Annotated in this window: 18 protein-coding genes; 10 read left to right on the top strand and 8 right to left on the bottom strand. The window is 71.2% G+C overall.

Going from position 1 to position 22,983, the window contains the following annotated elements; translation table 11 throughout:
- Positions 1-77 precede the first annotated feature (77 nt).
- Both F6W97_RS15095 and uppS read right to left on the bottom strand, forming a co-directional pair.
- Positions 78-773, bottom strand: coding sequence for a class I SAM-dependent methyltransferase (locus F6W97_RS15095; RefSeq protein ID WP_230686691.1), 696 nt, complete (start codon positions 771-773; stop codon positions 78-80).
- Positions 774-799: 26 nt separating this feature from the next.
- A complete protein-coding gene (gene uppS / locus F6W97_RS15090; protein ID WP_196279155.1) occupies positions 800-1,591 on the bottom strand; it encodes a polyprenyl diphosphate synthase in 792 nt (263 codons plus the stop codon).
- A gap of 239 nt (positions 1,592-1,830) precedes the next feature.
- Here uppS and mraY point away from each other — a divergent pair, with 239 nt between their 5' ends.
- Both mraY and F6W97_RS15080 read left to right on the top strand, forming a co-directional pair.
- The gene (gene mraY, locus F6W97_RS15085) at positions 1,831-2,943 is read left to right on the top strand and encodes a phospho-N-acetylmuramoyl-pentapeptide-transferase (RefSeq protein ID WP_155370958.1); all 1,113 of its coding nucleotides are present in this window, start codon (positions 1,831-1,833) and stop codon (positions 2,941-2,943) included.
- Positions 2,944-3,032: 89 nt separating this feature from the next.
- On the top strand, positions 3,033-3,872 hold the full coding sequence (locus F6W97_RS15080; RefSeq protein ID WP_230686690.1) for a S1 family peptidase: 840 nt from the start codon (positions 3,033-3,035) through the stop codon (positions 3,870-3,872).
- Between the two features lie 91 nt (positions 3,873-3,963).
- On the opposite strand, the gene F6W97_RS15075 is transcribed toward F6W97_RS15080, so the two are convergent.
- From F6W97_RS15075 to F6W97_RS15065, 3 genes are all read right to left on the bottom strand, one after another.
- The gene (locus F6W97_RS15075) at positions 3,964-7,182 is read right to left on the bottom strand and encodes a M28 family peptidase (protein ID WP_155370956.1); all 3,219 of its coding nucleotides are present in this window, start codon (positions 7,180-7,182) and stop codon (positions 3,964-3,966) included.
- A 142-nt stretch (positions 7,183-7,324) separates the two neighbouring features.
- Positions 7,325-10,009: a LuxR family transcriptional regulator gene (locus F6W97_RS15070; protein WP_155370955.1), complete on the bottom strand. Its 2,685-nt coding sequence runs from the start codon at positions 10,007-10,009 to the stop codon at positions 7,325-7,327.
- A gap of 90 nt (positions 10,010-10,099) precedes the next feature.
- A complete protein-coding gene (locus F6W97_RS15065; protein WP_155370954.1) occupies positions 10,100-11,353 on the bottom strand; it encodes a glycosyltransferase in 1,254 nt (417 codons plus the stop codon).
- A 156-nt stretch (positions 11,354-11,509) separates the two neighbouring features.
- On the opposite strand from F6W97_RS15065, the gene F6W97_RS15060 reads away from it, so the two are divergent.
- Positions 11,510-12,463, top strand: a complete 954-nt coding sequence (locus tag F6W97_RS15060; protein WP_155370953.1) for a sulfotransferase family protein — start codon at positions 11,510-11,512, stop codon at positions 12,461-12,463.
- A gap of 8 nt (positions 12,464-12,471) precedes the next feature.
- Here F6W97_RS15060 and F6W97_RS15055 read toward each other — a convergent pair whose 3' ends face one another.
- Entirely contained in the window at positions 12,472-13,290 is an 819-nt protein-coding gene (locus tag F6W97_RS15055) for a DUF1206 domain-containing protein (protein ID WP_155370952.1), read from the bottom strand.
- A gap of 177 nt (positions 13,291-13,467) precedes the next feature.
- Between F6W97_RS15055 and F6W97_RS15050 the strand changes: the two genes are divergently transcribed.
- The 3 genes from F6W97_RS15050 (at position 13,468) to F6W97_RS15040 (ending at position 15,985) form a co-directional block, all read left to right on the top strand.
- Positions 13,468-14,583: a sensor histidine kinase gene (locus F6W97_RS15050; RefSeq protein WP_230686689.1), complete on the top strand. Its 1,116-nt coding sequence runs from the start codon at positions 13,468-13,470 to the stop codon at positions 14,581-14,583.
- The gene (locus F6W97_RS15045) at positions 14,580-15,248 is read left to right on the top strand and encodes a response regulator (protein WP_155370950.1); all 669 of its coding nucleotides are present in this window, start codon (positions 14,580-14,582) and stop codon (positions 15,246-15,248) included. Before F6W97_RS15050 ends, F6W97_RS15045 begins: the two co-directional genes overlap by 4 nt.
- 68 nt (positions 15,249-15,316) lie before the next feature.
- Positions 15,317-15,985 (top strand): DUF2306 domain-containing protein, encoded by a 669-nt coding sequence (locus F6W97_RS15040; protein WP_155370949.1) that lies wholly within the window; start codon positions 15,317-15,319, stop codon positions 15,983-15,985.
- A gap of 75 nt (positions 15,986-16,060) precedes the next feature.
- On the opposite strand, the gene F6W97_RS15035 is transcribed toward F6W97_RS15040, so the two are convergent.
- Positions 16,061-16,444, bottom strand: coding sequence for a DoxX family protein (locus tag F6W97_RS15035; protein WP_155370948.1), 384 nt, complete (start codon positions 16,442-16,444; stop codon positions 16,061-16,063).
- A gap of 138 nt (positions 16,445-16,582) precedes the next feature.
- On the opposite strand from F6W97_RS15035, the gene F6W97_RS15030 reads away from it, so the two are divergent.
- Together F6W97_RS15030 and F6W97_RS15025 are read left to right on the top strand one after the other, a co-directional pair.
- Entirely contained in the window at positions 16,583-17,461 is an 879-nt protein-coding gene (locus F6W97_RS15030; RefSeq protein ID WP_230686688.1) for an RNA polymerase sigma-70 factor, read from the top strand.
- Between the two features lie 82 nt (positions 17,462-17,543).
- Positions 17,544-17,867 carry a hypothetical protein gene (locus F6W97_RS15025; protein ID WP_155370946.1) on the top strand — a complete coding sequence of 108 codons (324 nt, stop codon included), beginning with the start codon at positions 17,544-17,546 and terminating at the stop codon, positions 17,865-17,867.
- Between the two features lie 88 nt (positions 17,868-17,955).
- Here the strand turns inward: F6W97_RS15025 and F6W97_RS15020 are convergent, their stop codons facing one another.
- Entirely contained in the window at positions 17,956-18,543 is a 588-nt protein-coding gene (locus tag F6W97_RS15020; protein WP_155370945.1) for a GNAT family N-acetyltransferase, read from the bottom strand.
- A gap of 235 nt (positions 18,544-18,778) precedes the next feature.
- Here F6W97_RS15020 and F6W97_RS15015 point away from each other — a divergent pair, with 235 nt between their 5' ends.
- Together F6W97_RS15015 and F6W97_RS15010 are read left to right on the top strand one after the other, a co-directional pair.
- Positions 18,779-19,222, top strand: coding sequence for a CBS domain-containing protein (locus F6W97_RS15015; RefSeq protein ID WP_155370944.1), 444 nt, complete (start codon positions 18,779-18,781; stop codon positions 19,220-19,222).
- 49 nt (positions 19,223-19,271) lie between these two features.
- On the top strand, positions 19,272-22,979 hold the full coding sequence (locus F6W97_RS15010; protein ID WP_155370943.1) for an FHA domain-containing protein: 3,708 nt from the start codon (positions 19,272-19,274) through the stop codon (positions 22,977-22,979).
- Positions 22,980-22,983 lie beyond the last annotated feature (4 nt).

Below are 22,983 nucleotides of genomic sequence, written 5' to 3'. Positions count from 1 at the left end.
ACATGTCGGGGCGTTCCCGTGGCCGGCCACGTTCGGCCGGCCACGGGAACGTGCCCCCCTGATACGCCGAGGATTTCCTAGGCGGGCTCGAGGACGAAGAAGAGGAAACACATGAAGCGCCCGGAGCCCTTGTCGGGTGGAAGCAGCTCCGCAGGGGTGTCCGGCGCAGGCGGCGGTTCGCTGATCGTCACGATGCGGAACCCGGCGGCGGCGAAAGCATCCGACATGGCGTGCAGCGGCCGGTGCCAGTAGGTCAGCCACACGGTCTGGCCGTCCATGACGTAGTCCTCGGTGTACTTGGTGACCGCGAAGTAGTCGGCCTCGGGGTACTCGATCGCATAGCCGGCGGGGTGCATGGTCGAGAGGATCAGGCGACCGCCTGGCTTCAGCATGCGACGCAGCTCGGCGAGGGGGCCGGACCAGTCCTCCAGGTAGTGCAGGACCAGGGACGCCACGACGACGTCGAACTCGGCGTCCGCGAACGGCAGCGGCTCGCTCAGGTCCGCCACGTGCAGGTCGGCGTCTTCGCCGAGCCGCCGGCGGGCCAGGTCGACCATGGCGGCGCTGACGTCGAAGCCGGTGACCGCGGCTCCCTTGGCGCGCAGCGCCGCTGACAACGGGCCGGTGCCGCATCCCGCGTCGAGGATTCGGCGGCCGGAGACGTCGCCGGCGAGGTGAAGTATCGCGGGTCCGTTGTAGTAGGTGTTGAAGAGGCCGGACTCGTTCTGCGCCGAGTAGGCGGCCGCAAAGTCGTCGTAGTCGGTTGCTGTCACAGTGACTCCGCTCCCAGAAATGTTGATCATGCACCGAATCTCCGGTGGCGGGCAGCGTACGAACGCAGGGCCCGCAGGAAATCGATCTTCCGGAAACCCGGCCAGTACACGTCGCAGAAGTACAGCTCCGAGTACGCCGCCTGCCACAGCAGGAACCCCGACATACGCCGTTCACCACTGGTCCGGATGACCAGGTCCGGATCCGGCTGCCCGCCGGTGTACAGGCGCGCGGCGATGTGGTCCGCTTGCAGGCGCTGGGCGACGTCGTCCAGCGTCGCGCCCGCGCGCGCCTCGTCCTCCAGCAGCGAACGGACCGCGTTGACGATCTCCTCACGGCCGTCGTAGCCGATGGCCACGTTGAGATGGAACCTGCCGGACCGCTCCCGGGTCGCCTCCTCCGCAAGCTTCAGGGCGACTCTCGTCGAGTCGGGCAACACGTCCAGGCGGCCGGCGAGATGCAGCTGCCAGTGGTTGGCCGGGCGTGACAAACGCTCCGCGACAACGTTCTCGATCATCTGCATCAGGTTGTCGACCTCGTCGGAGTCACGCTTGCGCATGTTGTCGACCGAGGCGACGAACACCGTGACATGGCGGATGCCGACTTCGGCGCACCAGCCGAGGACCTCGTCGAGGTGCTCGGCGCCGAAACGGTGACCGACCTTGGGATCGTCGAAGCCCATCTGGCGTGCCCAGCGCCGGTTGCCGTCCATCACCATCGCCACGTGCTGCGGCAGATCGGCATCCGAGAGCCGGCTTCGGAGGCGACGGGCGTAGACGCGGTAGGCCGCGTGCCGCAGGGACTGCAACATGATCCACATCCAAGCATCCCCCAGAGATCCTCGACGCCCCCTCGGGCCAACGTTCACGAAAACTCCACAGACGCTGCTTCTCGACCCCCCGCCGATCTCGTTGAGCCGTTACTCTGCCGCTCGGCAGATGGAGGACCCGGGATGCGTGCGGATGGGGTGGCGCTGGTGAAGGGCTCGCGATACCAGGCATGGCAGGTCGCAGACTCACCACAGCGCCCTGGTTCAGCGGCGCACGGCGGTGCGCATCCGTGAGAGCCGTGATCGCCGCGGCGGCGGTGGCGTTCCTATTGTCGTTGCTCGGCACACCTCTGCTCGCCAAGCTCATGAACCGGCTGAAGGCCGGCCAGCCCATCAGAGACGAGCTGGCCCTCAAGTCCAACGAAGGCAAGCGCGGCACGCCGACCATGGGTGGACTGGCGTTCATCCTGGCCACGGTCATCGCCTACGTGGTCGGACACTTTGCGCTACACGGCCTGCCAGAGGGCCAGTTGGGCCAGGTCGGCCCGACCGTCACCGGTCTCGTGCTGCTGGGCGTGTTCGTCTTCTGCGGCGCGATCGGTTTTGTCGACGACTACATGAAGGTGGTCCTGAAGAGCAGCGCCGGGCTGAGCGCAAAGGGCAAACTGCTCGGCCAGCTGCTGGTGGGCACCACCTTCGGGGTTGTCGCGATGTATTACCCGTCATCCAACGGGGAGACGGTCGGCTCGACCAAGATATCGTTCATAAAAGACATCTCATGGCTCGACGTCACCAAAGTCGGCGCGGTCATCCTGTTCGTGTTGATGGTCATGTTCATGAGCAATGCGGTCAACCTGGCCGACGGCATGGACGGCCTGGCCACCGGCGCGTCGATCGTGGTCACCGGCGCGTATGCGATCATCGGCTACTGGCAGTATCAGCACTGGTGTGCCGACACCAAGGGTTACGCGGCCGACCTGAACGCCTACTGCTACTCGGTCCGCGATCCGCTCGAAGTGGCGATGATCGCCGCCGCCATCTGCGCCGCATGCGTGGGCTTCCTCTGGTCGAACACCTCACCCGCGAAGATCATCATGGGCGACGCCGGCGCACTCGGCCTCGGCGGGTTGATGGCCGCCTTCGCCATGGCCACGCGCACCAGCCTGCTGTTGCCGATCATCGGGTTCCTGTTCGTGATCAGCCTGATGTCCGTGGTCATCCAGGTCATCTCATTCCGCACGAGGGGCAAGCGGGTATTCCGGATGTCGCCGATTCACTATCATTTCGAACTCGGTGGCTGGCCCGAAGTCAATGTCGTCGTGCGGCTCTGGATTGTCGCCGCGGCGAGTGTCGCGATCGGCCTCGGCTTGTTCTACGGCGACTTCCTTCAGAACGTGACGTGACCCGCCCAGCACCCCCGGTCCGTTGCATGTCGACGTCCGTCGATGTCATCCTTGTCTCATCCCCTGTCCACAAACCTCGGAGGGACGCGATGAGACGCCCTTTCCGCCTCGCTGTCGCTACTGTGGCGGTGCTCGTGGCCACCGCCGCGACCGCCACCCCGGCAGCCGCGCGCGAGACCCGGCTCCCCACCGCCGAAGTCACCCAGACCCCCGGCACCGCCTGGACCGTCGACCCGGCCACCGGGCGCACGACCGTGACACTCGACGAAACGGTGACCGAACAGCAGGCCGCACGCCTGCGTGACGGTCTGCGCGGAGCCGGCGTCGACGTGCGCCGCGAACCCGGCCGCCTGCGCACGATGCTGGCCGGCGGCGACGCGATCTACGGCAGCACGTCACGCTGCTCGCTGGGCGCGAACGCGCGCAGCGGCAGCACCTACTACCTGATCACCGCGGGGCACTGCACGAACAGCTCCGCGACCTGGTGGACCAACAGCGCCCACACCATCGCGATCGGCACGCGCACCGCGAGCAGCTTTCCCGGCAACGACTACGGCTTGATCAAATACACGAGCCGGCTCAGCCACCCCAGCGCCGTCAACACCTATCCCGGCCTGCTGCAGCTGTACGGGACCGGCAGCGCCCACGTCGGCCAGGCGGTCTGCCGCAGCGGCGCGACCACCGGCGTACGCTGCGGCACCGTCACCGCGCTGAACGCCACCGTCAACTACCCCGACGGCACCGTCACCGGTCTGATCAGGACGAACATCTGCGCGGAGAACGGTGACAGCGGTGGGCCGCTCTACACCTCCGGCGGGCTCATCCTGGGCATCCTGTCCGGCGGCACCGGCAACTGCACCGCCGGCGGCACCACGTACTACCAGCCCATCGGTGAGATCCTTGCCGTGTACGGGCTGACGATCCCCTGACCCCGGACACGACGAACCGGTGCCGTGCCTGACTGGCACGGCACCGGTGTTTCGCTATCCCGGGGGGAGCCGGTCTTTCGTCACCTGGCTGTCACAGCGTGATCGACCAGGTGTCGAGCACGCCGTAGTCACCCGGGCCGTAGTCGGTCACCCGCAACTGCCAGGTGCCCGCGGCCAGGGCGGTCAGCGGCACGCTGTAGGTGCGTGTGCCGCCGAACGGGGTGCACTCGTAGTTGCCGCTGCCCGAGGTCTTGACCGCGTAGATCAGGCCGCTGGGGTCGATCAGGCTGATCCCCAGGTCCTCGGAGCAGGTGTGCTGAATCGTGATCGACAGCCGCACCGGTGAGACCGCCAGACCCGTGGCGTTGGACACGACCGGGCTGTAGATGCGGTTGTCGACGATCTGGAAGTCGGCGCCGTTGGTGAACGTCCGGCCGCCCGGCGGGGTCGGCGAGGGCGACGGCGACGGCGGAGTGCTCGGCGAGGCCGACGGCGACGGCGACGGGCCGCTGCTGGGCGAGGCGCTCGGCGACGGCGACGGGCCGGGCCCGGTGCTCACCGCGGTCTTCCAGATCGTGTACGCCAACCCGTCGGCGCTGCGGTTGAGCGCCGTCGCGTTGATGTTGTTGGTGGTGTCGCAGGACTGGTGGTAGCAGGGGTCGTAGGACGATCCCGCCGTGCCGCCCCACTTGCCCGCCTGCGCCGAGGTCTTGCTGTTGCCCGCGCCGGTGGCGTAGCCGCTGGTGGGGATGCCGGCGTTCTTGAACGACGCGTCGTCGGAACGGCCCTGGCCCTCGACGTTCTCCTCCGGCTGGAGGTTCAGCGAGTCCCAGTACTCCTTCATCGGCGCCGAGGTCGCGGTGCTGATGTTGTTGATGAAGTAGCCGCCGTTGGTCGAGGCGACCATGTCGAAGTTGTAGTAACCCTTGATCGCCGACTTCTGCGCCGCCGTCAGCGAGTTGACGTAGAACCGCGAGCCGTTGAGGCCCTGCTCCTCGTCCGTCCACCAGCCGAACCGGACGTGCTTGGCCAGCGTCGGGTTGCCCGCGGCCAGCGCGAGCGCCGATTCGAGCAGGATCGACGAACCCGAGGCGTTGTCGTTGATGCCGGGACCGGCCGACACGCCGTCCAGGTGGGCGCCGAACATGACGACCTGGTCGGACGGGCCGCCCGGCCAGTCGGCGATCAGGTTGTTGGAGCGGTAGGTGCAGCTGGTGCAGTCCTGCAGGGTGACCGTGTACCCGGCCGCCTCCAGCTTGCCCTTCACGTAGTTCACCGACGCGGTGTAACCGGCCGACCCGGCGCGGCGGTTGCCGCCGTTGCTGGAGGCGATCGTGCCGAACTGGCTCAGGTGCGCCTGCACCTTGGCCACGTCGATGTCCGGCGCGGTGGGCGTCGGGTTGGTGCTGCCGACGGTGAGCGTGTACTGCGCGGAGTGATCCGTCGTGCCGTCACCGTTGACCGTGATGGTGTACGTGCCCGCAGCGGTTCCCGCCGTGGTGGACACGGTCATCGTCGAGCTGTTGCCGGTCTGCACCGACGACGGGCTGAACGACACGCTCACCCCGGACGGCGCGCCCGACGCGCTCAGCGTCACGTTCTGCGCGCTGCCGCCGGTCGTGGTCGTCGACACCGTCGCGTTGACCGAGCTGCCCGGCTGCACCGTGCCCGCGGCGGGGTTCAGCGAGATCGACCAGTCGCTGCCCGACGGGGTGCACGTGGCCTCGCCGGACTGGGCCGGCAGGGTGACCGCGTCCCAGGCCGCCTTGGTCTTGAGGTACAGGCCGCAGGTGGCGTCGAGGTTCTTCGCCGCCTGCAGGGTCGCGATGCGGTACTTCTTGTACGTCATGCCCGACGTCTTGAGCAGCATCGCGTTGTAGAAGACCTTGCCGGCGTTCTGGATGCCGACACCGGTGACCGACGACGGGCCGCCGGAGCAGATCGGGCTGTTCGGCTTGCCATTGCCCGGGCTGCTGCCCTCGGCCAGCAGGTAGAACCAGTGGTTCAGCGGGCCGGCCGCGTCGTGGACCTCGGTGTTCGGGATCGACGACGAGTAGCAGTTGGGGCTGCGCCCGTCCAGCGACGGGTTGTACATGTAGCGCAGCGGCTTGCCGTTGCCGGAGAAGTTGACCATCTCGCCGGTCTCGTAGTCCGGCACGTCGACCGAGCTGTTGATGAAGTGCTCGGTCAGCGCGCCGAAGATGTCGCCGGTGCCCTCGCCCAGCCCGGCCTCCTGCGAGGTGCCGCCGGGGGTGTTCTCGTCGATGCCGTGGCCGTTCTCGTGGCCCACCACGTCCATGGCGGTCAGCCACTGGCTGGCCGCGTTGTAGCCGAACAGGGTCGCGTTGGGCACGTAGTCCCAGTACGCGTTGCGGTCGGCCAGGCCCACATACGACGGCCACGCGCCGCCGTTGCCGTTGAGCCCGTTGCGGCCCAGCCACTGGTTGACCATGTCGGACTGCCTGGCGCTGGTGTGGAAGACGTCGACGCAGCCCGCCACCTTGTCGGTCTTGCTGGTGCTGCCCCACACGTCGTCAGCGTCGGTGAAGATCGCACCGGTGCCGTTGCTGTAGTTGGCGCAGCTGATGCCCCGGCTCGTGTCGCGCATCTGGTAGTTGCCGCTGGACCCCGACGTCGGGATCTGCAGGTTCGCACCGCTCCAGACACCGGTGCCGGTGCCCGCCTGGATCTCCTCCTGCGCGTACGCGACCTTGCCCGTCCTCGCGTCGACGTAGAAGTTCTTGCGGCTGGGCTGCGCCTTGGTCCGGCCCGAGATCTGCACCTGCCAGGCCAGGACCGGCCGGGGCTGATTGACCACGAGCACCACCAGGCGCGGGTCGGTGATGTTCTCGACCCGGACGTAGCCCTGCCTGGCCGCGGCGACCGCCCGTGCGGCGGTGACCGTGGCGCGCGTGTCGACGGCGATGTCGGCATTGCTCGCCGACACGGTGCCCAGCACCTTGCCTGCGGCGTCGGTCGCCACGACGGCGTCGCCGCCGACGACCGGCAGGCCCCGGTAGGTGCGGTCATAGGAGACGTAGTAGAGGTCCTGTGCGGCCGGTGTCGTGCCGCGGTAGACGGCACGCCGGTCGAACTCCTCCGCGCTGCTGTGCTTGCGCAGCGCGTCGAGACCGTTGACGGCGGCCCGGTCTGCGGCGGCGACCGCGCGCGCCGCCGGGTCCAGACGGGGTTCGGCTGCGGGAACCGCCAGGGTGTCGGCGGCCGACGCGGTCAGCCCGGTGACGGCCACGAGGCTGCCGGCAAGGATCAAACCTGCCGCCACGGCCGCGAGGCCGGCTCTGTGCTTCATGAGTGACTCCTCCTCCTGCCGCACCTCGCGATGCGGCTGGGGGGAGCCAACCGGATATCCGCATAGATCGAAATAGAGGAAACCCTTGGATGGCGCTGGGCACGATCAGGGTTTTCCCTTGCCGGGCAACCGGATCGGGCGGCTACTGCGCCTCGGCGGCCAGCAGCATCGACAGCTGGACCCGCGAGCGTACGCCCATTATGCGGTAGATCCTGGTCAGCGAGGACTCCACCGTCTTGACACTGAGGAACAGCGCGTTGGCGATCTCGCGATTCTTCGCCCCCGCCGCGACCATCTCCACGATGCGCGCATCGGCCGCGTTGAGCCCAGTGCGCTCCGCCGGGCCGGGCTGCGCGGCACGGGCCGCCGCCCACGGTGTGCCGCCCCGTTCCCGGTAGATCGCCTCGGCGAGCCCGGCAGTGTCACGCGACGCCGCCCAGCGGCGCTGACGCCGCTGCACCGAAGCCAGCGCCAGCAGCGAACGCGCCTGCTCCAACGGCATGCCCAGGCGCGTGAACGCGGCCACCGACCGCCCCAGCGTCTCCACCGCCGCCGACGTGCCGCCCTTAGCGCACAGCAGCACCCCGTCGGCCCGGTCCAGCGCCGCCAGCACCCCGGCGTGGCCCATCGCACCGGCCAGCCCGCGGGCCTGCTCGATCAGCAGCTCGGCAGCGGCCGTCGCACCGACCCCGACCAGCGCCTCAGCCAGGTCGCCGTGCCAGCGCAGCATCGACGGGTCGCGGGCATGCTGCTGCTGGTCCAGCTCCTGCACCGCCCGCAACGACTCCACCGCCCCCGCCGCGTCCCCAGCGGCCAGCCGGGTCAACCCGCGCGCATACAACGCCCGGGTGAGGTAGATCCGGTCGTGCTCCTCGGCCGAGGCGCGCACCGCCGCGTCGGCGAGCGCGGCGGCCCTGGCCGGGCTGCCCGCCGCGAGTTCGACCACAGCCGCGGTGTACCAGGTCGGGCCGGGTGACATGGCCGTCCGTTCGGTGATCGTGATCGCCCGCCCGACATGGCCCAGCGCCGACGCGCACCGGCCCATCCGCACCTCCACCTCGGCCAGCGCCCGCAACACCTCCACCTGGTCCTCGGGCACGCCCACCGACTCGGCCGACGGCAGCATGGCCAGCAGTTCCTGCCGCGCGTCGTCGAGCCGGTCGTCGAAGAACGCATGCCGGGCGGAGACGTGCAGCGGCGAGTTCGTGATCCGCATCCAGTCCTGTGCGGCGGGCACCGCCAACGCCTCGACCAGCGTCTGCGCCGCCGCCCCGTCACCGATCACGCGCTGCATCAGGGCCAGGTAGGCCAGGCTCGACGCCTGCGCGACCCGGTGCCGCGCGGTCACCGCATACTGCACGGCGCGGCGGGCGTGCACCGCGGCCCGCGGCGGCGAACCCTCGGCGATGTTGGCTCGCACCGCCAGCCGCAGGTGAGCCTCGGCCAGCAGGCCCGGGTGCCCGCTGGCCTCGCTGAGCACCGTCGACAGCAGCTCGTCGCAGCCGTCGAGATCCTGCCCGGCCGCGTCGAACGCGGACAGCCGGGCCCGGGCGCGGTCCGCGGCCGGGGCGTTGACGCCCTCCAACCGGCCCAGCATGCGCCGGACCAGCGGCACGTCCCCTGCGGTCCCGGCGTCCTGGGCGGCGTCGCACAGCCAGCGCACCACCGTGGTCCGGTCCAGACCGGTCGGGGCCAGGTCGACGGCCCGCAAAGCCAGCTCGGCGGCACGCCGCGGGCGGCCCTGCGCGCGCACCGTCACGCACGCTTCGGCCAGGGCGTGGGCGAGCGCGGCGTCGGGCTCGTCGGCCGTCATCGCGACGTGCCACAACCTGGTCGGCTCGTCGGGTGCGGCGTCGGCGAGGTCGCGGTGCCCGGCGACGACCTCGTGCGGCCCGGCGTCGGCGATCACGAGCTCGGCCAGCACGTCCGCGCTGAGGCAGAGGTGGTCATCGGGTTCGCCGTGCACCAGCCCGGCGAGCTCCGCCGACGCGACGTCACGGGCGGACAGGCCCGAGCGGTGCAGCAGGTGCGCCGGCAGCCGACCGGCCAGCGCCGTGAGCAGCAACAGCCGTCGTACCCCTGCCGTGGCCCCGTCGAGCAGGTCCCGGCACGCCTGCTCGACCGTACGCGACACCGCGCCCGCACCGGTGCGGGTGAATCCGCCCGACGGCCGGGCGCTGCCGCGCGGGGCCGCCGCGAGGGCGAGCGCGAGCCGTGGATGCCCGCCCGATGCGGCGTGCACGCGCACGGCGGCCCGGTAGCTCAGGCCGTGCCTGCCGAGCAGCTCCACCGTCTGCGCGACGGTCAGCCTCGGCACCGCGAACTCGACGGCGTCGCGGTCGAGCCCGGCGCAGGCCTCGGCGGTGGCGTGCCGCGCCATCAGCATCGTCAGCTCGGCACGGGCGGCCACGAACCCGATCACGTCGGCGCTGGCCGGATCGAGCCACTGGACGTCGTCGACGACCAGCACCGGTGCGCCCGGCAGCTGCCGGATCAGCGCGAGCGTGCCCAGGCGGAGCGCCAGCGGATCGACGGGCTGCTGGGCGCCCCGGCACAGCACGGCGTCGACCGCGTCGGCCTGGCGGGACGGCAAGGTGTCCACCGCGTCTGCTGCCACCTGGGCGAGAAGGTCGGCCAGACCCAGGTAGGCGGTCGCCGGCGCGGGGGCGAGCCGAGCCACCGTACGCCCGCCGGCGGTCAGCTCCGCGGCGAGCATGCTCAGGATCGCCGAGCGCCCGATGCCGCGCGGCCCGGTCAGCACGACCCGGCCGGTCGCTGCGAGCGCCGCGCGTGCCTCGGCCAGCAAGTCTTCCTGCCCGACCAGCATCCGGCCAGGCTAGGCGATCCACCCCGGCCGCGGTATCCCCATGCGGGTCAGCTCTGCAGCCGCACCTCGCCCTGACCCGGCGATCCAGGATCAGCCGGGGATCAAGCCTTCGAGCAGGGTGGCCGCGGCGCCTGCGCCTCCGGCAGCGGCCACCTTCGCCCCCAGCTCCCCCGCGCGCCGGGCGAGTTCAGGCCGGCTCAGCACCTGCCGCACCGCGCGGCGGACCCGGGCCGCACCAGGTCTGCCCGTGCGCAGATTCCTGCCGACCCCGGACCAGGCGACCCGGCGGGCCACTTCAGGCTTGTCGAGGGAGGCTCCCGCCACCACCAGCGGCACGCCGGCCTGCACCGCCGCCAGCACCCCGCCCCAACCGCCATTGGTGACCATGACGTCGGTCAGCGGCAGAAGCTGGTCGTGCGGCAGGAACGGCGCCACACGGACGTTGTCCGGCAGCGGCCCGAGTGAGCCGACCGGCGCGCCACCGGTCGTGCACACCACTAGCACGCGCTCGTCGGCGAGTCCGGCGATCGCCGGCTTCATCAGGTCGGTGAGGTCCAGGTCGAGGGTCCCCTGGGTGACGTGCACGACCGGCAGGCCCTCGGCCCGCGCCGCGACGACCTCGGGCCACCACGGCGGGAGTTCCTGCGGCGGCGGCGCCACCGCGAGACGGCCGACGAAGTGGACGTACGGCGGCAGATCGCCACGCGGGTAGTCCAATCCGAGCACACCCTGCGCCAGGATCAGGTGCGGGGACAGCAGACTGTCCATCCCACCGGTGCCCGCGGGCAGGCCGGCGCCGGCGCGCATCCGGTTCAGCATCGGGTTCAGCAAGCGGTCGGCCGCCGCGTGCACCACGGATCGCAGTGCCCGGTCGCGGACCCGGCCGAGCGGGCCCTTGGCGGGCAGCGCCGGGAACCCGGGCGGCGGCAGGTCCCGGCTCTCCAGCGGCAGCGGCGTCACCGCCACCGACGCCCAGGGCAGACCGAGGGTCTCGCCGGCCAGCGCCACACCGAAGGCCAGGTGATCGGTCACCAGCAGGTCGACCGGTTTGCGCGAGACCTCGGCGAGCAGGTCGGCTGCCTGCCCGGCCCCGGTGCCGAGCAGCACGTGCTCGACGTTGGCCATACCCCCGCGAAGTCCCTTGCCGTCACCGACCGGCGGAAAGGTCGCCGCGAGGTCGCTGTCGTCGAAGTCGGTCGCCTGCTCCCACGGCAGCCACTGCGCGCCCACCGCGCGAAAACGGTGCTCGTACTTCGCCCCGGTGTAGGCCAGCACCTCATGGCCGCGGGCCGCCAGCTCACCGGCCACCGCGGTCATCGCCCCGACGTGACCTGCGAACGGCATTGACGCAACGATGATCCGAGCCATGGCGACACAGTAGTGGTCCATTCTGAGCCGCGGCGCGGGCCTCGGTTCGATCTTCGACCGAGGTCGCCGGCCCCGCACGCGAGCGGGAAAAACGCGTTGCGGCGGCGGGGTGCCCGGGCTTAGCTGAACGCCATGTCTGCCCCACCGATCTTCGTAGCCGGCACAGGTCGTTCGGGAACGTCGCAGCTCGCGACTATTCTCGGCGAACACCCGCAGATCCACCGGATCCCGAGGGAGACCAGGTTCATCGTCGATCCGGGCGGACTGCGTGACCTCGCGGACGCGCTGACCGTCCGATACGACCCGTTTGTCGGCGAGGACGCCCTGCGCAGGCTGAGCAACATGCTGACCGTACGGCTGCCCGGCGGACGCGACGATCGTGGTCTCACCGTCGCCGGGGCCATCGGCGAGCGGCACTACTGGGACGCGGTGGGACGGCTGTGGCCGCAGCTCGTCGCCTGCACGTTCGACGAGGCCGTGCCTGCGGCAGGGTCCGGGCACGCCGACTGGCCCGCCGGGCCGTTCGAGCCGCAGAGCCATCGTCGGGTGCTGCCGAGGCACTTCCGCGATCGGCGAGAACTGCTGGAGATCCTTCGTCACACGGTCGACACGATGTTCGGCGCAGCGGCCGCCGACGCGGGAAAGCCGATCTGGTGCGAGAAGACACCGTTCAACCTGCTGTGCATGGACTTCCTCTGGGAGCTCTTCCCCGATGCGGCCATCGTGCACGTCAAGCGCCACCCGGTCGCGGTCGTCGCGTCACACGTCGACCAGCCATGGGCGCCGCCCACGGTCGACGGTGCGCTCGCCTGGCTCAAACCGGTCTACGAGCGCTGGCTCGCCTGGAAGGCCACGGCCGACCTGGCGGGCAGGCGGTATGTGGAGGTGAAGGCCGAGGATCTCGCCGCCGACTGGCCCGAGCAGCGCCGCGCCCTGTTCGAGTTGCTCGGTGTCGACGACTTCGCGACCAGGTCGACGTTCCAGCCACGCAGCCTGGACCATCGCCATGACCAGTTCGACCCCGCGACCCGCGAGCACGTCGAACGAACACTCGCCGACGTCATCCCGGCCCTGGGATACGCGTAGCGGGCCCGTCACACCTTCCGGTAGCGGGCCTGGAAGTAGCAGTACACGCCGAACACCGCGAAACCGGCCGCCGCGACGAGCAGCAGTGCGTACCCGAACGGCTGCTGCGCCAGGGTGTGCAGCGCCCCGTCGAGACCGGTCGACTTGGCGGGGTCGAAGGTGACGGCCGCGAGCGTGACGAGCACTCCGGCGACGGCGTACACGGCGCCCTTGACGGCATAGCCGAGCCGGCCGGTCAGGACCGCCGCCCGGAACTCGCCCGCACTCATCCGGTTGCGCAGCAGGTGCCGCACGAAGCCCTTCTTGATGCCGTACCAGACCAGGACCAGCCCCACCACGGTGACCGCGACGCCCGCGATGCCGACCAACCACTGCCCGTCCGGGCGGCCGAGCAGGCCGCTGGTCGCCGCGCGCTGCCGGCTGCCGGTAGCCGGGTCGCCGCCGCGCGCGACCTGTATCGCGGTCACGCCCAACGCGAGGTAGGCGACGGTGCGCCCGGCCGACACGACCCGTTCCAGCGTGCGCCTGCCGCCACGCTCATCGAGGTGGCCGACCGCGGCCTCGAACAGCTGCCAGATCGCCATCGCGATCAGCCCGGCGGCGATGGCCCAGACCAGCGCCTTGCCGAACGGCTGCGCGGCCAGCAGCCGGAACGCACCGGACTGGTCACCGCGGGCAGCCTGACCGTTGGCGATCTGCAGGGCGAGCCAACCGACAGCAAGATGCAGCAGGCCGTAGCCGACGAGACCGGCTCGGGTCAGGTTCTCCAGGGCCGGGCTGTTGCCGGCCGCCCGCGCTGTGCGACGGACCGTGTCGGTGAGGGGCATGGCCTGCCGATACCGCCCGACGCGGCCGGGCAAACCCGTCTCACCGCACGGTGCGGCAAGGTGTGGTCCGGGACACCGGAACCGGTGCCGGTCGTTGACAGGGGTCCCGCACTCCGGCAGCCTTCCGGACGCCCCGCGACCGGTGGAGCCGCCGGCACCTGCCCGTACCATCGGGTCGTGCTCGGACTGTCCTTCTGGCGCGAGCCGCGTCCCGTGCCGGTCCCGCGCCGCGGTCGGCGTGACTTCCTGCTCGTCGCCGCCCTTGCCGTGCTCACCCTGGTCGAGGGCCTGCTCCGCCGCGAGCTGCCGGTTGCTTCGCTGCTGCTCAGCGCGGGTTTCACGGCTACCCTGCCGTGGCGTCGCGAGCACCCGCTGCCGATGGTGCTGCTGTCGTTCGGGGCGGGCGCCCTGGTCCCGCTGCTCACGCACGATGCGGTGCCCGACACGTACACCATGGTCTACCTGCTGCTGCCGTACTGCGTGACGCGGTGGGGTTCGGGTCGCGAGATCGTGCTCGCCGCCGCCGGCATCCTCGGCTGCCTGGGGCTGTCCGCGCTGGCCGGAACCACCGGTTCCGCCGACTCCCTGGGCGGCCTGGCCGTCGTGGCCGCGGTGGCCGCGGCGGGCCTGGCGCGGCGCTACCGCGTGCGGGCACGCGCCCGCGAACTGGAGCAGGTCCGGCTGGTCGAGCGCGAGCGGCTGGCCCGCGACCTGCATGACACCGTCGCGCACCACGTGTCGGCGATGGCCATCCGGGCCCAGGCAGGGCTGGCCATCGCACCGGCCAGACCCGAGGCGGCCGTCGAGGCACTACAGGTGATCGAGGCGGAGGCGTCTCGCGCGCTGGCGGAGATGCGCAGCATGGTACGGGTGCTTCGCGACGGCGAACCGGCCGACTACGCGCCCGACCCGGACGCCGCGGACCTGCACCGGCTGGCCCGCCCCGCCGGCGCCGGCCTGCCCGTCGACGTGCGTGTCGACGGAGACCTGGCGTCGCTGCCCGCCGCGCTGGGCGGCGCGCTGTTCCGGATGGCGCAGGAGTCGGTGACCAACGCCCAGCGGCACGCGCGGCAGGCGACCCGGGTCGAGGTGCGGGTCAGCGTCGACGATGATGTGCTGCGGCTGCGGGTCGGCGACGACGGCGCACCGGCCAGGGACACCGGCAGGGGGTACGGGTTGACCGGCATGGGCGAACGGGCACGGCTGTTCGACGGCGTGCTGCGGGCCGGACCCGACCCCGCCGGAGGCTGGACCGTCGCCGTGGAACTGCCCCTGGCCGGGCCGGCCCGATGACCGTCCGGGTACTGGTCGCCGACGACCAGGAACTGGTGCGCACCGGCCTGGCGATGATCCTCGACGCGCAACCCGACATCGAGGTCGCCGCCACCGCCGCCGACGGCCTGGAGGCGGTGCGGCTGGCCGAGCGGCTGCGCCCGGACGTGTGCCTGCTCGACGTGCGGATGCCGGTGCTGGACGGGATCGCCGCGACCCGGCGGCTGGCCGGACCGGGCGTCGCCCGGCCGATCGCGGTCGTCGTCATCACCACGTTCGACCTGGACGAGTACGTCTACGGCGCGCTGCGTGCCGGCGCTCGCGGGTTCCTGCTCAAGGATGCCGGACCCGCGCTGCTCAGCCAGGCCGTCCACGCCGCCGCCCGCGGCGACGCGCTGATCGCCCCGAGCGTGACCACGCGGCTGCTCAGCGCCTTCGCCCGCCACGATCCCGGGTCGCCGCGCCGGCAGCCGCTGGAGCCGCTGACCGACCGCGAGGAGCAGGTGCTGGGTGAGCTGGCGGCCGGGCGCACCAACACCGAGATCGCCGGCGACCTGTTCATCAGCCTCAGCACCGTGAAGACGCACGTGGGCAGCCTGATGACGAAGCTCGGCGTGCGCAACCGGGTCGAGGCGGCGATATGGGCATACGAGACAGGCCGGGCGGGTCGTAGTACCAAAGGATGACCGGCTGTCCCGACCGCGAGCCTGAAGGGCGATGAAGCACGCGGGGCCGGGACCGGAGCATCGACGGTGTGACCATTCGTTCTCGCCTCGTCCCGTACTCGCTGGTCGCCCTGAGCCTGATCCCGGTTGCGGCCGGTGCGTTCCGGGTGACCGAACTGGCCGCCGGCGCCCCGATCGACGACGGCAACGCCAGGTTCTTCGCCGACCCGGTGCCGGTGGTGCTGCACATCGTCGGAGCCACCGTTTACTGCCTGGTCGGCGCGTTCCAGTTCGACGCGGTGCTGCGCCGGAGGCGGCCGGGCCGGCATCGTGTCGCCGGCCGGGTGCTGATCCCCTGCGGGCTGGTGGCCGCGTTGTCGGGGGTCTGGATGGCCGTCGCCTACGATGTGCCGCCGGTCGACGGCCTGGGGGTGATGCTGCTGCGCCTGGTGTTCGGCAGTGCCATGGCATCGGCGATCGTCCTGGGTTTCGCCGCGGTCCGGCGGCGGGACTTCGCCGCCCACCGGGCGTGGATGATGCGGGGTTACGCGATCGGGCTGGCGGCCGGCACCCAGGCGTTCACCCATCTGCCCTGGCTGCTGACCGGGAAGGCGCCGGACCAGTGGGGCCGGTTCGCCGCGATGGCCGCCGGCTGGCTGATCAACCTGGCGGTGGCGGAGTGGTTCATCCGCCGGTCCCGGCGCAGCCCGGCACGGACGGACACCGCCGCACCGGTCGCGCTACCGGCAACGGTGTGAGATCGGTCCTGCATGGAGCGCCAGTCCAGCGTCTCAAGCGCCCGGTCGGGACCGCCGACCGGGCGCTGCGGCGACTCAGCCGGTGAACGCCTCCGGCCCGAACCGGCCCCAGGCCACGAAGACGGCCATGGCGAAGTAGACGAGGTCGGGCACGATCGTGGCCCGCTCGCCCCGGCGCAGCCGCATGACCACGGCGCCGACGAACAGCAGCGCCACGCAGGCGGCCGTCACCGGTACCATGACCGGCGCGATGCCGAGGACGGCCGGCAGCGTCAGGCCGATGGCGGCCAGCAGCTCCAGCGACCCGATGACCCTCAGCGCGGTGGGGCTGAAGTCCATGACCCACTGCCCGGCGTGGCCGACCGCTGCGATCTTCTCGCGCGGGACGAACATTTTCGAGGTGCTGACCAGCATGACGGCAGCGAGGATGCCAGTGATGATCCACAAAGTGGCGTTCATGGCCATGTAGATGCCGGCCGCACCTCCGCCGTGACAGCGGCGCGCAGTGACCTGCGCCACCGGCCGGGGATGTCACACGGCGGTGGTGGGCGGCGTCTGGTGTGCGTCAGGGTCGACGACGCCTGGAAGGAGTCACCGATGAACGACGGCACGGACGCTTTCACAGCCCACCGGAACCTGCTGTTCACGGTCGCCTACGAGATGCTCGGGTCGGCCGCCGACGCCGAGGACATCCTGCAGGAGACCTGGCTGCGCTGGTCCGGCGTCGACCGCGCCACCGTCGACGACCAGCGCGCGTACCTGGTGCGGATCACGACCCGGCAGGCCCTCACCCGCCTGCGTACGCTGCGCCGGCGCAAGGAGTCCTACGTCGGCACGTGGCTGCCCGAGCCGCTGGTCACCACCTCCGACGTGGCCGAGGACGTGGAGCTCGCCGAAAGCGTCTCGATGGCGATGCTGCTGGTCCTGGAGACACTGACCCCGACCGAACGGGCGGTGTTCGTGCTGCGCGACGTGTTCGACCTCGGGTACGACGAGATCGCCGCCGCGGTGGGCAAGAACCCGGCCGCCGTACGCCAGATCGCGCACCGAGCGCGGTCACACGTCGCGGCGCGCCGGCCTCGGGGCGCGGTCCCTCCGGCGCAGGCCCGCGGCGTGATCCAGGCCTTCCAGAAGGCCACCGAGACCGGCGACCTCCAAGGACTGCTCGACCTGCTGGCCCCGGACGTGGTCCTGCTCGCCGACGGCGGAGGCGTCAAACAGGCCGTGCTGCGGCCCATCCTGGGCGCGGACAAGGTCGCACGGCTGCTGCTCGGCGGAGCGACCAAGGTCGATCAGGCGATCACCCTGCAGCCGATCCAGGTCAACGGCTCCCCCGCCCTGCTCGTCCGGCTCGACGGAGAGATCGACACGGTGATGGCGGTACGCGTCGAGAACGGCCTCATCACCGGCCTGTACGCCGTACGCAACCCCGCGAAGCTGTCCCACCTGGACCGGGAGACGGCCGTGCGCCGCTGACGCCGGGAAGCGGGTGGGAATCGTCGGCGAACCGGCCCACTGGCCCGCCGCTTGCGGCGATGATGTGCAGGAGGAGGTGACCGTGTCGATCGGTCAGGGCATGCTGCGCGTGACGCTGGCGCACCCGTCCCTCACCCGGCTGTACCGGACGAGCACGCCGCGGCTGAGTGTCGACGGGGTGGACCAGCTGGTCCGCAGCTGGGGCACGCACACCGTGGCCGTCGCCGCGGGGCCGCGCCGGGTCGCGGTGCAGGTCGTCCCGAAGAACGGCGAGCCCTTCGGCCAAGCCGAGGCGAGCGCCGTCGTCGAGCTGGGCGCTCAGACGAGCGTCGAGTACCGCGCACCCCGCTTCCACCGCCGCGGAAAACTCACCATCGCCAGAGCGGTGTCAACCATCCGGCCCTGAAGGGCCAGGCTCGCAGGTCTCCTCCCTCGCCGGCTCCGAGGTCAGGCCGCTCGGTGGGCGAGGTTTTGCATCCATCAGCCTCCGGCGCTCATCCGCCCGTACGCGCCGACGCGATCTGGGCTTCCACCCGCTCCAGCTCGGGGTCACGCAGACCGACCGTGCCAGTGGTCCAGAACGCCTCGGGATAGATCAGCCGGCCGACCATCCACGGTTGGTACGACGAAAGTAGCGCCACCTGGAACCCCGGGTCCGGGATGCGCGTCGAGGGCCGGTCGAACCCGAGGGCGGAGGCGGAGCTGAACCCGCGGCGTCCGTAGTAGTACGGGCTGCCCTCGAGGAAAACGGCCGGCGCGCCACGATCCCCGGCGGTCTCCAGCGCCGCCGCGACCAACGCGGTGCCGACGCCGTGGCCCTGGAGGTCGGGACGTACCGACAGCGGGGAGAGCACCAACACCTCGACCAGCTCGCGTCGAGCGTCCACCCAGCCGCGTGAGAGACCGACATGCCCGACCGGCTCCTCGTCGACAACAGCGACCAAACTCGCCCGAGCTGCTCCGCCGGCCCGCAGAGCTCGCATCATCTGCACAACGCGCCCGTCCCGCGGCTCACCGAATGCCGCCGAGACGACCTCCTCGGCAGCCGGCTCATCGGCCGGCGTCACATCACGGATCTCCATGGCGCGACCTTAGTGTCAGTGGTCCGCCGGCGCACCGCATTTCCCGGGCTCCATCTCGCGCCCATCACGGATAGGCCTAACGGGTATCGGTGTCCGCCGATCATCGGATCATCGCGCATCAGCACGCCCGGCTAAACTCAAGCGACGTCGGCGGGCACGCGGTTCCGGTGTGCGCCGGCACGTCGGCAGGCGCGTCCCCAGCACTTCTTGCACCAGATCGGACCTGGGAGGTGGCGTGCGGGTCAGCGACGTGATGACAGCGTTCCCGGCGTATATCCGGCTCGGCGCGACCATCCGGCGGGCGGCCGAGGTGGTCAGCGTGTCGGAGGTCGGCCAGCTGATGGTTCTGGACCACGAGGGCCGGTTCGTCGGGTCACTGTCGGAGGAGGACCTGGTGCGGGCCATGCTCCCCGGCTTCGACGACGTCACCGCCGGCGGTGGCACGCTCGCCGACGCGTTCCGGCTCTTCCTGGAGCGGGGCCGCACGCTCGCCGACCGGGTCGTCGACCCCCTCGTGGTACGCGACGCGGCGACGGTCCGTTCGACCGACGAACTCGCCCGCGCGGCGATCGTCATGATCGACCGCGGGATCCGCAGGCTGCCCGTCGTCGACGACGGCAAACTCGTGGGCACGCTGTCCCGCGCCGATCTGTGCCGAGCGGTGATCTACCATTCCTGAGCTCCGGCTGGTCCTCACCGATCGGCACACCCAGACGACCAGCGAGCAGGTGTGCGCGCTGCCGATCACCTTCGGCCGAGACACCGGCATGGCCGCGGTGGCGCTCGACGACCGCAGCGTCTCCCGACGCCACGCGAGTCTCGAGATCGTCGACAACTACCTCGTGCTCACCGATCTCGGCAGCACCAACGGCACCTACGTCAACGACCAGCGGATCACCCGCCGCCAGGCGCTCGTGCCCGGGGATCGGATCCGGATCGGCCGGTACGACCTGACGTGGATGCTCATCGACCCGAACGCGACGATGTTCGTCGACGAATCCCACCGGACCATCTACCGGCCGGACACCCCGCCCGACATCGCCGCCCGGCGGGTGGTGCAGGCCGCCGAGGCGCACAACCGGCAGGTCGGCCACGAACTCGACGGATTCCTGTCGCTCGCGCACGGGTTCCTGCCGGCCGAACCGCCGCTGACGGCATTCCCGGACTCGCACCGGGCCTGGGACGAGATGACCGACCGGCTGCCCGAGCTGTTCCGCCGGCTCACGCTGCGCCGGGCGTTCGACGCGATGCCGGTGCTCGACGCCAGGCCTGACGCGCTGCCCGACCGGTACCTGCTGCGCGCCTCGACCCTGCTCGGCGTCTTCGCCCACGCGTACCAGTACATGGCGATCGATCCGCCGACCGCGCTGCCCGACTCGCTGCTGCGACCGTGGACCACCGTCTCGCGGCGGCTGGGCAAGCAGACCCCGGCCGTGTCGTACATCGACCTGTTCTTCTACAACTGGCGGCTGCGCGATCCGGCCGGCCCGCGGGCGCTGGACAACATGGACCTGCTCGTGCCGACCTGGAACAACGCGGCCGAGCGCGTGTTCTACCTGGTCACCACCGAGTTCGCGATGGGGCTCACGCCGGTGCTGGGCGCGATGCTGGACGCGCAGGAAGCCGTGGTCGCCGATAACCCGGCTGCCCTGGAGGGGGCGCTGCTGGTGATCCTCGACCAGTTGCAGCACGTCACCCAGGCCATCTATCCCCAGATCGACCCCAACCCGCGGTCGCGGTATCCGCTCGACCAGGTGCTGTGGGCAAAGACGGTCGGCACCGCCGGTGTCCCGATCTTCGACGGCGCGCCCAGCCCGAGCGGCACCGCCCAGCCGCAGATCCACGCGCTGGACGCGTTCCTCGAACGCAGGGACTTCGGCTCGCTGGTCGGGCAGCAGAGCACCTACCTGGCCGGGTTCTTCCCACGGCACTGGCAGGAACTGGTGGCCGCGCTGCGCGAGGTGTCGGTGCGCCAGTACGTCGAGGAAACCCGCAGCAGCAGCCTGCGTGGCGTCTACAACGCCATGCTCGACGCGTATGTGGGCGACCGCGGCTGGATGGGGCTGCACCGCATCAAGGCGTACGGCTTCCTGGAGGTGGCGTTCAAGGTCGGCCGGCAGGTGACCACGGGCGCCCGGTTCACCGGCCTGTTCAAGGATCGGACCTGGGACAAGGTGGACGGCGAGCTGGCCGTGGTGCGCGAGGAGCGCCGCCCGCCGGTGGGTGCGCCGGTGGTCTTCGGGACCGCCCGCCGGGGCCGGGTCGTCACCGGCGAGTCCGGCGCCTGGACCTGCCATCTGGACATCGACGTCGCCGGGCAGGGCGTGCACCATCTGCCGGGCGACCGGGTCGGCGTGCTGGCCGAGCACGAGGACGAGCTGGTCCGGCGCACGGTCGCAGCCCTGCAGGCCACCGGCGACGAACTGGTGCCGCTCACCCCGAGATGGCGGGCGGCGGTGGCCTGCCGGGAGGGCTACGGCGAGGTCGACGTGCTGCCGCTGCGGACGCTGCTGCGCTTCGCCCAGCTCCGACCGATCGGGCGGGAGGTTGCCAAACGGCTGGTGAAGCTGACGGCCGTCGGCGCGTGGCAGCGGGTGGTGGACGCGCGCATGGAGGACCAGTGGGAGCTGTGGGACGTCCTGAACCTGCTGTACGCGGGCGGATATGACGTCACCCGGCTGTGGAAGGCCGACGCGGGCGACAGCGACGCGTTCTGCGCGGTGGTCGCGCCCGAGCCGTTCCGGCTGTACTCGATCGCTTCGGCTCCGCCGCCCGGCGAACCGGCCACCACGCTGAAACTGGTCGTCGCGGGGCTCGACTACACCTCCGCCCGTACGCCGTGGTCCTATCCGCGCAAGCGGCAGGGGGCCGCGTCGCACTTCCTGCGCCGGGCGAGCCTGGAAGGTCAGCAGCGGCTGTCGCTGCAGATCGTGTCCACGCCCCGGTTCCGGCTGCCGGCCGATCCGGCCCGGCCCGTCGTCATGTTCGCGGCCGGGTCCGGGATCGCCCCGTTCCTGGGTTTCATGGCCGCGCGCACCGGACCCGGTGAGAACCGGCTCTACCTGGGGATCCGGACACCGGACGAGTTCGTCGAGCACACCGGCCTGGACGCGGCGGCGGCCGCGGGCCGGCTGCACCTGGCGGTCGCGTTCTCCCGCGCCGACGCCGCGGTCGCCTTCGACGGCCGGCGCCACGTCGTCGGGGCCGGGCAGCGGCGCCGGGTCGACGAGGTGATCCGCGCCGAGGCGGACGCGCTCTGGAAGCTGCTGCAGCCGGCCGAGGAGGGCGGCCGCGGCGCATACGTCTACGTGTGCGGCAGTTCGCGGTTCGCCGTGTCCGTGCTCGACGCGTTGACCCGGATCGTGCCCGGCGACGGCCGCGAATTCCTCCGCCGGCTGGTGGCCGACGGACGCCTGGCCCAGGACGTCTTCACCACATATCTGGGGCACGCGCAGCAGACCCCCCGCTTCGAGGTGTCGGAGCTGGCGCAGCACGACACCCCCGACGCGGGCTACTGGATGGCCATCGGCGGCGCGGTGATCGACGTCAGCGAGTTCATCCACCTGCACATCGGCGGCCCGCATATCGTCCGCAACTACGTCGGCATGGACGCGACCGCGGCGTACCGGAAAGTGCTGCACCACGCCAACGCCGAGATCGACTCCCAGCTGTCGATGTACCAGATCGGCCACCTGCGACGGCTGCAGTTCGGCGCCCGCTGGGGCGTCGTGCTCACCGAGGACGGCCTGCACGCGCTGCCGCTGGAGGAGCTGTTCCGGACCTGGGTCCGGTTCCTGTACATGCTGGTCGCCATGGCAAACGCGCTGACCGCCGACTACGGATTCACCACGTCGGTCGCCACCTCGGGCGAGGACCCCCAGGAGCTGACGCTGTTCAAGGCGCAGTACGTCATCGAGGGGCACCGGCGGTTCCTGGTCAGCTACCTGGACGGGCTGCTGCACGACGACCTGCGCACCCTGTGGCAGCGCACTGTCGGCTTCTGCGATCCGCAGCAGGACATCCGGTCCTTCGACACCGACCTCGCCGCCATGTCGGCGCGGCCGGACGTCACCCTGGTCCGGAACTCCGTGTCCGCCGTCAAGGAGCTGCTGCTGGCAGACGACGACTTCCGGCGCGTCTCCGCGCTGTGCCGCACCTACGCCCACACCGACGTCCAGCTCCTGCGCGATCTGAAGACCGCGGTGCTGGCAGGCATCCGGGCGTTCGAGATCCACGAGGCCGACGTCGTCGAGCAGGCGGGGGCCACGCTGCTGAACGCGGTACGCGACGCGCTCGCCGCGGTCTCGGCCTACTACGAGCGCCTGGCCGGGCAGACCAGCGGTCACGGGATCACCGCCGACGGCGCGGTCGAGGAGGCGATCCCGGTCGACCGGGGCCTGCCCGGCCACGGCGGGCCGCTACTGCTTCCCGATTGACGTC

The organism is Catellatospora vulcania, assembly GCF_009720385.1.
Taxonomy (GTDB): Bacteria; Actinomycetota; Actinomycetes; order Mycobacteriales; family Micromonosporaceae; genus Catellatospora; species Catellatospora vulcania.
This window is presented reverse-complemented; position numbering and strand designations above follow the sequence as displayed.